The organism is Phycicoccus sp. Soil748 (genome assembly GCF_001428025.1).
Classification (GTDB): Bacteria; Actinomycetota; Actinomycetes; order Actinomycetales; family Dermatophilaceae; genus Pedococcus.
Genome location: NZ_LMSC01000001.1, coordinates 37,077 through 51,370, shown reverse-complemented (window position 1 = coordinate 51,370; position 14,294 = coordinate 37,077). Strand labels below are relative to the sequence as shown.

Genomic DNA, 14,294 nt, shown 5'->3' with positions numbered 1-14,294 from the left:
GCGGCCCGCGACGGCGAGCGTCGGGGCACCCGCGACCGGCGGGTAGCATGAGCCGACCGCCGCACCCGACCAGATCTCTGGAGCCCTCGCGCGTGAACGCCCCCCACGGCACTCCCGGACTCGCCGCCGTCATCGTCCTCGCCGCTGGTGAGGGCACCCGGATGAAGTCCTCCACCCCCAAGGTCCTGCACCGGATCGGCGGACGGACCCTCGTCGGCCACGCCATCGCCGCTGCCCGGGCCGCCGGCCCCGAGCACCTCGCCGTCGTCGTGCGCCACGAGCGCGACCTCGTCGCCGCCCACGTGGCCGAGGTCGACTCCGGCGTCGTCATCGCCGACCAGGACGACGTCAAGGGCACCGGCCGCGCCACCGAGTGCGCGCTCGCGGTGCTCCCCGAGCTCGAGGGCACCGTGCTGGTGACGTACGGCGACGTGCCCCTGCTCGCCGGCGACACCCTGCTCGCCCTGCTCGACGAGCACGTGCGCAGCAGCAGCGCGGTCACCGTCATCACCGCCCACCTCGACGACCCGACCGGGTACGGCAGGATCCTGCGCGACGCCGACGGTGGTGTGGCGGGCATCGTGGAGCAGAAGGACGCCAGCGACGAGCAGCGCGCCATCACCGAGATCAACTCCGGCATCTACGCCTTCGACGCCTCGGTCCTGCGCACCGCGCTCGACGAGGTCGGCACCGACAACGCCCAGGGCGAGAAGTACCTCACCGACGTGCTGGCCATCGCCCGCGAGGCCGGCGGACACGTCAGCGCCCACGTCGTCGACGACCTCTGGCAGACCGAGGGCGTCAACGACCGCGTGCAGCTCGCCCGCCTCGGCAAGGAGCTCAACCGCCGCACCACCGAGCGCTGGATGCGCGAGGGCGTGACCATCGTCGACCCCGACACCACGTGGATCGACTCCGACGTCACCCTCGGCCGCGACACCACGATCCTGCCCGGCACCCAGCTCCTGGGCGCGACGACGGTGGGCGCCGAGGCCGTGATCGGCCCGGACACGACCCTCACCGACACCGAGGTGGGTGACGGGGCCGAGGTCAAGCGCACCGAGGCGCTGCTGGCCGTCATCGGCGCCGGTGCGACGGTCGGGCCGTTCAGCTACCTGCGACCCGGCACCGAGCTCGGTGCGAAGGGCAAGGTCGGCGGCTTCGTCGAGACCAAGAACGCCAAGATCGCCGACGGCGCGAAGGTCCCGCACCTCACGTACGCCGGCGACGTCACCATCGGCGAGGGCGCCAACATCGGCGCCGGCACGATCTTCGCCAACTACGACGGCGTCGCCAAGCACCACACCACCGTCGGCAAGCACAGCTTCGTCGGTTCCAACTCGGTGCTCGTCGCACCCGTCACCGTGGCCGACGGGGCCTACGTCGGCGCCGGCTCGGCGGTGACCGAGGACGTGGAGCCCGGCCAGATCGCGGTGGCCCGCGGCCGCCAGCGCAACATCGACGGCTGGGTCGCCCGGGCCCGCGCCGGCACGAAGACCGCCGAGGCCGCCGCCGCGGCCCCGCACCACACCGAAGACTCCACCGAAGGGCAGGGCCAGGCGTGACCGGCATCCTCAAGACCACCGAGAAGAACCTCATGGTCTTCTCGGGTCGCGCGCACCCGGAGCTCGCGCAGGAGGTCGCCGCGATGCTCAAGACCGAGCTCGTGCCGACCAGCGCCTATGACTTCGCCAACGGCGAGATCTACGTGCGCTACGAGGAGTCGGTGCGCGGGTCGGACGCCTTCGTCATCCAGAGCCACACCGCCCCGCTCAACGAGGCGATCATGGAGCAGCTCATCATGATCGACGCGCTCAAGCGCGCCTCGGCCAAGCGCATCACCGTGGTGCTGCCCTTCTACGGCTACGCCCGCCAGGACAAGAAGCACCGCGGTCGCGAGCCGATCTCGGCCCGCCTGATGGCCGACCTGTTCAAGACCGCCGGGGCCAACCGCCTCATGGCCGTCGACCTGCACACCGCGCAGATCCAGGGCTTCTTCGACGGCCCGGTCGACCACCTCATGGCGCTGCCCATCCTGTCGGAGTACGTGCGCGAGAAGTACGGCCACGAGCAGCTCGCGGTCGTCTCGCCGGACGCCGGCCGGATCAAGGTCGCCGAGCAGTGGTCCGAGCGGCTCGGCGGTGCGCCGCTGGCCTTCATCCACAAGACCCGCGACATCAACCGGCCCAACGAGACCGTCGCCAACCGCGTCGTCGGTGAGGTCGAGGGCCGCATCTGCGTGCTGGTCGACGACATGATCGACACGGCCGGCACCATCACCAAGGCCGCCGACGCGCTCATGGCCGACGGAGCCGCCGGGGTGGTCATCGCCGCGACCCACGCGATCCTCTCGGGCCCGGCGATCGACCGGCTCAAGGCGTGCACGGCCAGTGAGGTCATCGTCACCAACACGCTGCCGATCGACGAGGCGCACGACTTCGACAAGCTGACGACGCTGTCGATCGCGCCCCTCATCAGCCGGGCGATCCAGGAGGTCTTCGAGGACGGCTCGGTGACGAGCCTGTTCGACGGCCACGCCTGAGCACAGGGACGGCCACGCCTGAGGCGAGGACGCCTCAGGCCGTGGCGGCCTTGCGGGCGCGGTAGGCGGCCACGTTGGTGCGGTTGCCGCAGCCCCCGTCGCAGTAGCGCTTCGAGCGGTTCTTCGACAGGTCGACCACGACGTCCTCGCAGTCCTCGGCGGCGCAGACGCCGAGCCGTCCGAGCTCGTCGGCCCGGATGACGTCCACCATCGCCATCGCGGCCTCCACCGCCATCCGCGTCGCCAGGGGTGCCTCCGGCGGCGTGGCGTGCAGGTGCCAGGACCACTCGTCGTGCCGCACGAGCTGGGGGAGTGCGCGGGCCTCGGCCAGCAGGGTGTTGACCACTTCCACGGCGCGGTCGGTGTCGGCGGTCCAGAGCTCGCGCAGCCGGGGCCGCAGCGCCCGTACGGCGTCGAGCTCGGCCTCGTCGTGCGCCCGGGAGCCCGTCCACTGCCACTCCCGCGCGAACGTGTCGAGGTCGTCGGCGGTCGCCAGGTCGTCGGTGTCGGTGGGCAGGGAGGCGGCGGTGTTGACCAGTGCCGCCATGCCGCGCAACGCTGCCTCGGTGTCATGGGCGAACAGCATCTTGACTCCTGACGAGGTAGGTCGCTAGCGTCATGAGTATAAGACGTTTGACTCATGACGAGCGCTTGGGGCGCCAGCTGCGGCGACGGCCCCCGGAAGAAGGACGGAGGGCGGCCATGGTGACACGGTCCAAGGGGTTCGGCCTCTGGTTGGCGCTGGCCTCGGCGGCGACCTTCGGCAGCAGCGGCCCCTTCGCCAAGTCGCTGCTCGTCGAGGGCTGGAGCTCGGGCGCCATCGTCCTGCTGCGGGTCACCGGCGCCAGCCTCGTGCTCGCCGTGCCGACGGTGCTCGCCCTGCGGGGTCGCTGGTCCCTGGTCCGCGAGCACCTCACCACCGTCCTCGCGTACGGCGCCGTGGCCGTCGCCGGGTGCCAGGTCGCCTACTTCTACGCCGTGCAGCGGCTCGACGTCGGGGTCGCCCTGCTGCTCGAGTACCTCGGGGTGGTGCTCGTCGTGCTCGTCGTGTGGGTGCGCACCCGCCGCGCGCCGAGCGCGCTCACGGGGCTCGGCATCGTGCTCGCCCTCGTGGGGCTCGTGCTGGTGCTCGACCTCGGTGGTGCCGTCCGGCCGGACCTGGTCGGCGTCGCCTGGGGACTGGTCGCCGCCGCGGGCCTGGCCACCTTTTTCGTGCTCGCCGCCGAGGACAGCCACCTGCCGCCGGTCGCGCTGGCCGGGCTCGGCATGGGCGCCGGGGCCGTCGTGCTCGCCGTCCTCGGTCTGGTGCACGTGCTGCCCATGCGCTTCGTCGCCACCGACGTCACGCTGCTGGGTGGCCGGGCACCCTGGTGGGCCGCGGTCGGCGAGCTCGCGCTCGTGGCCGCCGCGGCGGCATACCTGCTGGGCGTGACCGCGGCGCGGGTCCTGGGCTCGACGGTCGCCTCGTTCGTGGGCCTCACCGAGGTCCTGTTCGCGGTGCTCTTCGCGTGGCTGCTGCTCGGGGAGCTGCCCGGCCTCGTGCAGCTGCTCGGAGGTGTCGGCATCGTGGCCGGCGTCGTCGCAGTACGGCTCGGGGAGCTCCGGCGCGAGCGCGCCGACAGGGCGACCGCCGCGGCGGACGAGGCGGATTTCCCTCTGCCCTCGGGCGTCGCCTAGACTCTCGGGGTTGCCTCGGCGAGGGACACCGTACGGCGCAGGCCGACGAGTCCGTGATTCGACGCGGTGTGGTCTCCGTGCTGCGCCCCGCGTCGAGGCCCACCGCATCCTCGAGTCCCCACAGGAGTCCCCCGTGTCTGACCACGACCTCAAGCTCGTCGCCGAGAAGCGCACCCAGTTCGGCAAGGGTGCCGCGCGCAAGATCCGCCGCGACCACAAGATCCCCGCCGTCATGTACGGCCACGGCGCCGAGCCCGTGCACATCACGCTGCCCGGCCACGACACCATGATGGCGCTCAAGACCGCCAACGCCCTGCTCACCATCGTCGTCGACGGTGACGAGCAGCTGGCCCTCGCGAAGGACGTCCAGCGCGACCCGATCAAGCCGGTCATCGAGCACGTCGACCTGGTCATCGTCCGCAAGGGCGAGAAGGTCACCGTCGACGTCCCCGTGCACCTCGAGGGCGAGGCCGCCCCCGAGACGGTCGTCACCCTGGACGCCCAGACCCTGCAGCTCGAGGTCGAGGCCACCCACATCCCCGAGAACCTCGTCGTCTCCGTCGAGGGCCTCGAGGCCGGCACCCAGATCAAGGCGTCCGACGTCGAGCTGCCCCGCGGCGCCGCGCTGGTCGTCGACGAGGAGACCCTCGTCGTCAACGTCACCCAGCAGATCTCGCAGGAGGAGCTGGAGTCCGAGCTCGCCGAGGCCGAGGAAGAGGCCGGTATCGAGCGTGAGGAGTCCGAGGAGGCTGCCGAGGGCGGCGAGTCCGCGGAGTCCGCCGAGGCTGCCGAGGGCGAGTCCGCGGAGGCCTGAGCCACCACGCACCACACCACTGCTCCACACCGGAAGGCCGGGTCTACGACGGACCCGGCCTTCCGGCATACTTGCCGCCCGTGAGTGCAGACGGAACCTGGCTGGTCGTCGGGCTGGGCAACCCCGGTCCCAAGTACGCCGGGAACCGCCACAACGTCGGCGCCATGGTCGTCGACGAGCTCGCCTCGCGCCGCTCGACGTCGCTGACCACCCACAAGGCGCGGGCGCTGGCCGCCACGATGCGGATCGGCACGCTGCCGGGCGGCGCACCCGGGCCCCGGGCCGTGCTCGGCGTGCCGCTCTCGTACATGAACGAGTCCGGCGGACCCGTCAAGGCGCTGATGTCGTTCTTCTCCGTCGAGCCCGACCACCTCGTCGTGGTCCACGACGAGCTCGACATCCCGGCCGGCGACGTCCGCCTCAAGCAGGGCGGCGGCGAAGGCGGCCACAACGGCCTGCGGTCGATCAGCTCCTCGCTCGGCACCAAGGACTACATCCGGGTGCGGGTCGGCATCGGCCGGCCCCCGGGCCGCATGGACGCAGCCGACTTCGTGCTGCGCGACTTCTCCGCGACCGAGCGCAAGGAGCTGCCGTTCCTGCTCGGTGACGCCGCCGACGCCGCCGAGATGGTCGTCACCCACGGGCTGCTCGCCGCGCAGCAGCGCTTCCACAGCCCCGTCTGAAGCGGCCGACAGCTCCCTCCGGCGCGGCCAGGAGCCCCGCTCGAGGCTCTCACCTGCAGCGCTGTGCTCTCCGCCGACCGTGTCTAGGCCGAAGACATGAGTGGTCTACGACGCAGGACGTAGTCCGCGTGTCCTGTCCTGACCTCCCTCTCCTCCTGTACCTGTCGCATGCGCTGCGCTGAAAGCATTTCGGTCAACCGGACGGTGAACGCAAGCCGAACCGTGGGGGACCAGCGCAGCACAGGGGAGCGACATGACGGATCTTGCAGGGTCGGACGGAGTTCCTTCGCCGCAGGCTGAGACCGCCCGCTCCGCACCGGAGCCGTCGGCGGTCGAGGCGCCGGCCGAAGGCGTGGCCAGTGGGTCGGAGCTCCAGTCGGGGCTCGAGCCAGGAATGGAGCCGGGGCCCGATGCGGGGCCCCATGCAGGGCCCCAGGCAGGGCTCGAGCCAGAGCTGGACTCGGGGCTCGACTCGGGGCTGGACTCGGGGCTCGAGTCAAGGGACGGGTCGACGCAGGACCCGGTGCCGGAGTCCGCCCTGGACTCGGTGGCCGGGATCGGCACCGAGGGTGCGCGGCGTCCGTGGCACGTGAGCTACACCCGCCACGCCATCGCCGTCGACGCCGTGGCTGCCCTGGTGGCCGGGGTGATCGGCTCCCTCGTGCCCGTGACCCGGTCCTCGGTCGAGACACGCGTGCTCGTCACCCTCGCCCTGCCCCTGCTCTACGTGCTGGCGGTGCTGCTGGCCCACGGCTACGAGCGGCGCTACCTCGGCACCACCGCCAACGAGTACCGCGCCGTGGTGCGGGCGGCACTGGGACTGGTCGGTACAGCCGCCGGGCTGTCGTGGATGTTGCAGGCCGAGTTCACCCGCGGTCTCGTGGTCACCGTAACGCCCGCCCTGCTCCTGCTCGGCCTCTCGGCGCGCCACCTCCTGCGGCGACGGCTCCTGGCACGGCGCATGGCCGGGCGGGACACGGCACGGACGCTGGTGATCGGTGACGTCCGCACCGTGGGCCCGATGATCCGCCAGCTGCGCCGCGCACAGGGCGCCGGGATGGAGGTCGTCGGGGCCTGCGTCTCCGGCATCGTCACCGGCACCGACCGCAGCAGCCTCGTCGAGGGTGTGCCGGTCTTCGGCTACCCCGAGGAGGCGATGGAGGCCATCTCGCTGCTGGAGGCGGAGGTCGTGGCGGTCTCCAGCGACCCGGAGCTGAGTGGCGCCGGCCTGCGCCGCCTCGCCTGGAGCCTCGAGGAGCGCAAGGTCGACCTCGTCATCGCCCCCGGCCTGTTCGAGGTGGCCGGTCCCCGCCTGAGCATCCGCCCGACAGCGGGTATGCCGCTGCTGCACGTCGAGCGGCCGGCGATGTCCGGGGCCCGCCGGGCGTGCAAGCGGGTGGTCGACGTCTGCGCGGCGAGCGCGTTCCTCCTGCTGACCTTCCCGCTGACCCTCGCCATCGCCCTCCTCATCCGGTGGGACTCCCCGGGGCCGGTGATCTTCCGCCAGACCCGGGTCGGGGCGAAGGGCAGGACGTTCAACATGCTCAAGTTCCGCACGATGTGCACCGACGCCGAGAAGAAGCGGGCCGAACTGCTCGCCTTCCAGGGCGCCGATGCGGGCAACGACATCCTCTTCAAGATGCGCCGCGACCCCAGGGTCACCCGCGTCGGTCGCGTCCTGCGGCGGTTCTCCGTCGACGAGGCGCCCCAGCTCGTCAACGTCCTGCGCGGCGAGATGTCGCTGGTGGGCCCGCGGCCACCGCTGCCGGAGGAGGCGGCCCGCTACGAGCCCGACGCGGCCCGCCGGCTCCACGTCCAGCCCGGGCTGACGGGGCTGTGGCAGGTCAGCGGCCGCAGCGACCTGCCGTGGGACGAGTCGCTGCGCCTGGACCTCTGGTACGTCGACAACTGGTCGCTCGTGCTCGACCTGCAGATCCTGACCCGCACCCTCCGAGCCGTCCTCAAGGGACAAGGGGCCTACTGATGACCGCACTGACCGACCACGGCGTGACCGCGCTGGCCGCGCTCGACGACCACCGGCTCGCGAGGGCCCTGGCCGACGCCGCCGGTGAGGTCCTGCTGGCCCTGCGCAGCCGCGCCGACGACGGGGTCGACCCCGCGCAGCTCAAGGCCGACGGTGACCGGCAGTCGCACCTGTTCCTCATGGACCAGCTGGCGGCCGCCCGGCCCGACGACGCGGTGCTCAGCGAGGAGGGCAAGGACGACCCGGTCCGCCTCCGCGCCGAGCGCGTCTGGATCATCGACCCGCTGGACGGCACCCGCGAGTTCGGCGAGGTGCCGCGCGACGACTGGGCCGTGCACGTCGCCCTCTGGGAGCGAGGCGACCTCGTCGCCGGTGCGGTCGCGCGTCCCGCTCGGGGAAGCACCCTGGCCACCGACGACCTGCCCGGGCCACCGGGCCCCGGCGTGCAGCCGTCCGGTCGGCTGCGCCTGGCTGTGAGCCGCAGCCGCCCGCCGGCCTTCGTGGCCCGGCTGGCCGAGCGCCTCGACGCCGAGCTGGTGCCCATGGGCTCGGCCGGCATCAAGGCCACCGCCGTCGTCGACGGCACCGTCGACGCGTACGTGCACGCAGGTGGCCAGTACGAGTGGGACTCCGCGGCCCCGGTGGCGGTGGCGCGGGCCGCGGGCCTGCACACGAGCCGGATCGACGGGTCGCCGCTCGAGTACAACCGCGAGGACCCGCTGCTGCCGGACCTCCTGATCTGCCGGCCCGAGGTGGCCGACCACCTGCTCACCGTCATCAGCGAGCTGAACAACGAGGGGAACTTGACGTGAACACCAGCACCGGCCCGGACTACCAGCTGAGCCAGCTCGACATCCTCGAGTCCGAGGCGATCCACATCATGCGTGAGGTCGTGTCGGAGTTCGAGCAGCCCGTCCTGCTGTTCTCGGGGGGCAAGGACTCGATCGTCATGCTGCGCCTGGCGCAGAAGGCCTTCTTCCCGGCGCGCATCCCGTTCCCGGTGCTGCACGTCGACACCGGCCACAACTTCGAGGAGGTGCTGGCCTTCCGCGACAAGCGCGTCAAGGAGCTCAGCCTGCAGCTCATCGTCGCCAGCGTGCAGGAGGCCGTCGACAACGGCCGGGTGTGCCTGCCCCCGGACGGCACCCGCAACCGGGTGCAGACGCCGGTCCTGCTCGAGGCGCTCGACAAGCACCAGTTCACCGCGATCTTCGGCGGCGCCCGGCGCGACGAGGACAAGGCCAGGGCCAAGGAGCGGATCTTCTCCTTCCGCGACGACTTCGGCCAGTGGGACCCCAAGAACCAGCGACCGGAGATCTGGAACCTCTACAACAGCCGGATTCACGCGGGGGAGAGCATCCGCGTCTTCCCGCTCTCCAACTGGACCGAGCTCGACATCTGGCACTACATCAAGCGCGAGCAGATCGAGCTGCCGTCCATCTACTACGCGCACGAGCGCGACGTGTTCGAGCGCCAGGGCATGCTCTACGCCGTCCACGAGCACAAGGCGCCCAAGCCCCACGAGCAGGTGTTCCGGGCCAAGGTGCGCTACCGCACCGTCGGCGACGCCAGCCTCACCGCTGCGGTCCTCTCGGACGCCGACACCATCGACAAGGTCATCGCCGACGTGGCGTCCACGCGGATCACCGAGCGCGGGGCCACCCGTGGCGACGACAAGTTCAGCGAAGCAGCCATGGAGGACCGCAAGCGTGAGGGGTATTTCTAAGATGGACATCCTGAGATTCGCCACTGCAGGGTCGGTGGACGACGGCAAGAGCACCCTCATCGGCAGGCTGCTGTACGACACCAAGACGGTGTTCAGCGACCAGATCGACGCCGTGGAGCGGGTGAGCCGCGAGCACGGGGACGAGCACGTCAACCTCGCGCTGCTCACCGACGGCCTGCGCGCAGAGCGCGAGCAGGGCATCACCATCGACGTCGCCTACCGCTACTTCGCCACGCCCAAGCGGAAGTTCATCATCGCCGACACCCCGGGCCACGTGCAGTACACGCGCAACATGGTGACCGGGGCCTCGACGGCCGACCTCGCCCTCGTCCTCGTCGACGCCCGCAAGGGCGTCCTGGAGCAGAGCCGGCGGCACGCGTTCCTCGCCACCCTGCTGCAGGTGCCGCACATCGTCCTGTGCGTCAACAAGATGGACCTCGTCGACTACTCGCAGGAGGTCTACGACGAGATCAACGCCGACTTCACCGCGTTCGCCGCCAAGCTGCGGGTGCCGGACCTGACGATCATCCCGATGTCCGCCCTCGCCGGCGACAACGTCGTGACGAGGTCGACGAACATGCCCTGGTACGAGGGTGGCAGCCTTCTGCACCACCTCGAGAGCGTGCACGTCGCCAGCGACCGCAACCTCATCGACGTGCGCTTCCCGGTGCAGTACGTCATCCGCCCGCAGTCCGACGACTGGCACGACTACCGCGGCTACGCGGGCCAGGTCGCCGGTGGGGTGCTGCGCAAGGGCGACGAGGTCATGGTGCTGCCCTCCGGATTCACCAGCCGGATCAAGTCGGTCGAGACGGCCGACGGCGAGGTGGACGAGGCGTTCCCGCCGATGTCCGTCACGGTCCGGCTCGAGGACGACATCGACGTCTCGCGCGGTGACATGATCTGCCGCCCGACCAACATGCCGACGGCCTCCCAGGACATCGACGCGATGGTCTGCTGGATGGACGAGACGGCGCCGCTGCGGGTCGGTGGGAAGTACCACATCAAGCACACGACCCGGACGGCACGCACCATCGTCAAGGGCCTGAGCTACCGGCTCGACGTCAACACCCTCCACCGTGACGAGGAGGCGCAGACGTTGGGGCTCAACGACATCGGCCGTATCCAGCTGCGCACCACCCAGCCACTCATGTGCGACGCGTACGGCCGCAACCGGACCACCGGCGGGTTCATCCTCGTCGACGAGGCCACCAACCGGACCGTCGCCGCCGGCATGATCTCCGAACCCGCGATGTAGGAGTGACATGAACAGCCAGGGCAACGAGGCCCCGGTGGACAGCGGGGACCACATCGCGTGGTCCCCGCTGCACATCGCGATGGTGGGCCAGAAGGGGCTCCCCGCCACGTTCGGGGGTATCGAGCACCACGTCGAGAACATCGGCGCCCGCCTCGTCGAGCGCGGGCACCGCGTGACCGTCTACTGCCGCAGCACCTACTCCGAGGTCGTCGTGGAGGAGCACCGCGGCATGAAGCTGGTCGCCGCACCGACGATCGGCACCAAGCACCTCGACGCGATCGTGCACAGCGCCACGTCGACGGGCAAGGCCCTGTCGGCGGGGGCGGACGTCGTGCACTACCACGGCATCGGCCCGGGCCTGCTCGCGCCGATCCCGCGGTTCCTGTCGCGGTCCTCGGTGGTGATGACCGTCCACGGGCTTGACCACCAGCGGGCCAAGTGGGGCACCGCCGCGCAGGCGGTCCTCGGTGCCGCGCACTGGATGAGCGGACGGGTGCCCGACGAGCTCGTCGTGGTCTCGCGCGACCTGGNCCCGCGGGTGGGCGCCGACCTCCTCGAGCCGTTCGGCCTGCAGCCGGGCCGGTACGCCGTCTGCGTGGGCCGGCTCGTGCCGGAGAAGCGGGCGGACCTGCTGATCAAGGCTTTTCGGCAGGTGGGGGGCGACCACCGGCTCGCGATCGTGGGCGACTCCTCGTTCTCCGACGACTACTCGCGGCACCTGCGCGACCTCGCAGCCGACGACCCGCGCGTGGTCTTCACCGGCTTCGCCTACGGCGCCACCCTGGCGGCGCTCTACCAGCATGCAGGCGTCTTCGTGCAGCCGTCGGCCCTCGAGGGCCTGCCGCTGACGCTGCTGGAGGCGGTCTCCTACGACAGCCCTGTCCTGGTCTCCGACATCCCCCCGCACCTCGAGGTCGTGGGGAAGGGGTCCTCACGGCACCGGACGGTGCCGGTGGACGACCTCGAGGCGCTGACCACGGCCCTGCGCCAGATGCTCCTGGCGGACCGAGCGCCCGACCCCGTGGCCGACGAGCTCCGGTCGGCGGTGGTGTCGCACTACTCGTGGGACACCGCCGTCATCGAGCTCGAGCAGATCTACCTCAGGTCACTCGCGAAGCGCCGGGGCTCGCCCGGGCGCCACCACGGCCCCCACCAGGGGACCAGCCGTGCCGATGACATCGTCCTCCAGAAGGGATCCCGATGAAGAAGCACCAGCTCGTGGTGGGCCTGGCGGTCTCCGCCCTCACCGTGGCCGGCGCCGTCGCGCCGGCCGCTGCGTCCAGCCCCGCCGCCGTGACGTCCCTGGGCGCCGCGGCCCCGCCGCCGTCACTGACCTACACGCCGGCACCCGGTTGGTGGTCCACCAACGGCCGGGTCAACGACATCAAGGTCGTCGGCGGCCGGGTCTACCTCGCCGGCGGTTTCGACTACACCGGCCCGACCACCGGTCACGGGGTCGCCGTCAACCGCACCGACGGCACCGTGCTCCCGGCGTTCCCGAAGATCGACGGCGTCGTGCGCGCGGCGGTGCAGGACGGCAAGGGAGGCTGGTACCTCGGCGGCGACTTCGCCAAGGTCGGCTTCCGCGTCAGGGGAAACGTCGCCCACGTGCTCGCCGACGGCACGGTCGACGCGACCTTCGGACCCAAGGTCCAGGGCGGCACCGTCAACGCGCTGGCGCTCACCCCGACCGGCCTGGTGCTGGGCGGCACGTTCACCGGGATCGACTCGATGGCGGCCACCCGGCTGGCCAAGGTCGACGCGGTCAGCGGTGCCCGGGTCACCTGGAACGCCTCTGCCAACAACACCGTCCGCGCCCTCGCCTCTGCAGACGGCAAGGTCTACGTCGGCGGCGACTTCACCACGCTGAGCGGCTCGACCCGGTCCCGGCTCGGCCGGGTCAGCGAGGCGACGGGTGCCATCGACACGACGTTCGCCGGCTCCGCCGGTGGCGTGGTCCGCGCCCTGGCCGTGGACACCACGAACGCACGGCTGGTCGCCGCCGGTGACTTCACGACCGCTGCTGGGGGAGGCTCCTCGACCACGCGCCAGCGCGTCGCCGCCTACGCCCTGTCCAACGGCGCCCTCAGCACCTTCACGGCCAACGCCAACGCCTCGGTGCAGGCGCTCGCGGTGGGACCGACCGGCCAGCTCTACCTCGGTGGTCTCTTCACCACCGTCGGCACGACCGCGCGCGGCTACCTCGCCGAGGTCTCGCCCACGGGTGTCGTCGGACCGCTGAACGGTGCCTTCACCGAGTGCAACGCCCCCCACTCCACCAAGTACGCGCACGGCATGGTGCCGTGCACGCCGGAGGTCTCGGCGCTGACGGTCGACGCCGGGGTGCTGTACGTGGGTGGCCGCTTCGGGAAGTCCGGCGGGCAGCCGCGCCACGACGCGGCCGCATACAGCCTCGACACCGGGGCGCTGAACGGCTGGAACCCCGTGGCCAGTGACCGCCCGCTCGCGATCTCCGCTGGTGCGGCTGGTGGCCCGGTCTTCGTCGGCGGTGAGCTGGTGAGCGTGAACGGCTTGGTGCGCAAGGGAATTGCTGCCCTCGACGCGCAGACGGGTGCTGGCATCAGCTCGTTCAACGCCGACACCGACGAGTTCGTGGAGGCCATGGTGCCGTCGACCGACGGCAGCCGGATCTACCTCGCCGGCCAGTTCACCACCGTCCAGGGACAGGCGCGGCCGAGCGTCGCCTCCATCATCACGGCGACCGGCCTGGTCGACCCCGCGTTCCACCCGGCGTTCAACAAGGGCGCGCTCACCCTCGCCTACGCCCAGGGCTCGCTCTGGGTGGGTGGCAAGTTCACCAAGGTGTCCAAGGTCGCCCGCGCCCGGGCGGTCAAGCTCGACGCGGCCACCGGTGCCGTCGACACCGCCTGGGTGGCCAACACCAGCGGCCCGTCGGGTGCGCTGCGGGCCAACGGGATGGTCCAGGGGATGGAGGTCTCGCTCGACGGGTCGACGGTCTTCATGGGTGGCCCGTTCACCACGGTCAACGGCACGACCGTCCCGGGTGGCCTCGCCGTCGTGAGCGGCACCACCGGCGCCCTCGGGCCCAAGCAGCTCGGCGGCGTCCAAGGGTGCGGCAGCGTCGGCCCGTGGATCAACCGGCTCTACCTCAGCGCGGACGGCCAGCGGCTGTACGGCGGGGACGTGTGCCCCGACTACATCTACCAGTGGGACGCGGTGAACCTGTCCAGTGCCACCAACCCCACCGGGCTGATCTGGCGCAACCTGTGCAACGGCGGCATGCAGGGCCGGTTCGAGGTCAACGGCCACTTCTACTACGGCACCCACGGCGGTGACCGCGGCAACGGCGGCCGCTGCCAGGCCTACCCGGGTGGCCCGAACGTGGCCCAGCAGCGCTACTTCGTCTTCGACTCCGCGACGGGCACGCTGCAGCCGGACGCCCCCGACTTCGACACCGCGATGGGCGTCTGGTCCTTCGCGGCCACCGACGCGGGGCTCCTGGTCGGCGGCGACTTCACCTTCGCCGGCAACCGCAACAACGTGCAGCAGGGCCTGGCGTTCTTCTCCGGGACCCCCTGAGGCGCCGGCCCCGCAGTCCACACCGAGGTGGTGGCAGACCGTCGACTTC

12 protein-coding genes and 1 pseudogene are annotated in these 14,294 nt (G+C 71.4%); 12 read left to right on the top strand and 1 reads right to left on the bottom strand.

From position 1 onward, the window contains the following. Nucleotides 1-47: 47 nt before the first annotated feature. Together glmU and ASG70_RS00210 are read left to right on the top strand one after the other, a co-directional pair. Entirely contained in the window at nt 48-1,565 is a 1,518-nt protein-coding gene (gene glmU, locus ASG70_RS00215; RefSeq protein ID WP_082589830.1) for a bifunctional UDP-N-acetylglucosamine diphosphorylase/glucosamine-1-phosphate N-acetyltransferase GlmU, read from the top strand. Further along, entirely contained in the window at nt 1,562-2,542 is a 981-nt protein-coding gene (locus tag ASG70_RS00210; RefSeq protein WP_056881859.1) for a ribose-phosphate diphosphokinase, read from the top strand. The genes glmU and ASG70_RS00210 overlap by 4 nt, the downstream gene beginning before the upstream one ends. A gap of 34 nt (nt 2,543-2,576) precedes the next feature. Here ASG70_RS00210 and ASG70_RS00205 read toward each other — a convergent pair whose 3' ends face one another. Then, nucleotides 2,577-3,128: a CGNR zinc finger domain-containing protein gene (locus ASG70_RS00205; protein ID WP_056881858.1), complete on the bottom strand. Its 552-nt coding sequence runs from the start codon at nt 3,126-3,128 to the stop codon at nt 2,577-2,579. Between the two features lie 116 nt (nt 3,129-3,244). Here ASG70_RS00205 and ASG70_RS00200 point away from each other — a divergent pair, with 116 nt between their 5' ends. The 10 genes and pseudogenes from ASG70_RS00200 (at nt 3,245) to ASG70_RS00160 (ending at nt 14,245) form a co-directional block, all read left to right on the top strand. Beyond that, entirely contained in the window at nt 3,245-4,219 is a 975-nt protein-coding gene (locus ASG70_RS00200; RefSeq protein WP_056881857.1) for an EamA family transporter, read from the top strand. A 133-nt stretch (nt 4,220-4,352) separates the two neighbouring features. Then, on the top strand, nt 4,353-5,033 hold the full coding sequence (locus ASG70_RS00195; protein ID WP_056881856.1) for a 50S ribosomal protein L25/general stress protein Ctc: 681 nt from the start codon (nt 4,353-4,355) through the stop codon (nt 5,031-5,033). Nucleotides 5,034-5,113: 80 nt separating this feature from the next. Beyond that, nucleotides 5,114-5,716 carry an aminoacyl-tRNA hydrolase gene (gene pth, locus ASG70_RS00190; RefSeq protein WP_056881855.1) on the top strand — a complete coding sequence of 201 codons (603 nt, stop codon included), beginning with the start codon at nt 5,114-5,116 and terminating at the stop codon, nt 5,714-5,716. A gap of 352 nt (nt 5,717-6,068) precedes the next feature. Continuing rightward, nucleotides 6,069-7,700, top strand: coding sequence for a sugar transferase (locus ASG70_RS00185; protein WP_235531272.1), 1,632 nt, complete (start codon nt 6,069-6,071; stop codon nt 7,698-7,700). Further along, nucleotides 7,700-8,512: a 3'(2'),5'-bisphosphate nucleotidase CysQ gene (locus ASG70_RS00180; protein WP_056881853.1), complete on the top strand. Its 813-nt coding sequence runs from the start codon at nt 7,700-7,702 to the stop codon at nt 8,510-8,512. Before ASG70_RS00185 ends, ASG70_RS00180 begins: the two co-directional genes overlap by 1 nt. After that, nucleotides 8,509-9,426: a sulfate adenylyltransferase subunit CysD gene (gene cysD, locus ASG70_RS00175; RefSeq protein WP_056881852.1), complete on the top strand. Its 918-nt coding sequence runs from the start codon at nt 8,509-8,511 to the stop codon at nt 9,424-9,426. Before ASG70_RS00180 ends, cysD begins: the two co-directional genes overlap by 4 nt. A gap of 1 nt (nt 9,427) precedes the next feature. After that, the gene (gene cysN / locus ASG70_RS00170; RefSeq protein WP_056881851.1) at nt 9,428-10,684 is read left to right on the top strand and encodes a sulfate adenylyltransferase subunit CysN; all 1,257 of its coding nucleotides are present in this window, start codon (nt 9,428-9,430) and stop codon (nt 10,682-10,684) included. A 7-nt stretch (nt 10,685-10,691) separates the two neighbouring features. Then, nucleotides 10,692-11,214 (top strand): annotated as a pseudogene (locus ASG70_RS20270) (glycosyltransferase); the annotation flags it as partial. 8 nt (nt 11,215-11,222) lie between these two features. Beyond that, the gene (locus tag ASG70_RS20265) at nt 11,223-11,888 is read left to right on the top strand and encodes a glycosyltransferase family 4 protein (RefSeq protein ID WP_369818855.1); all 666 of its coding nucleotides are present in this window, start codon (nt 11,223-11,225) and stop codon (nt 11,886-11,888) included. Beyond that, complete coding sequence (locus ASG70_RS00160) at nt 11,885-14,245, top strand: delta-60 repeat domain-containing protein (RefSeq protein WP_056881849.1); 2,361 nt, start codon at nt 11,885-11,887, stop codon at nt 14,243-14,245. The genes ASG70_RS20265 and ASG70_RS00160 overlap by 4 nt, the downstream gene beginning before the upstream one ends. Nucleotides 14,246-14,294: the final 49 nt, after the last annotated feature.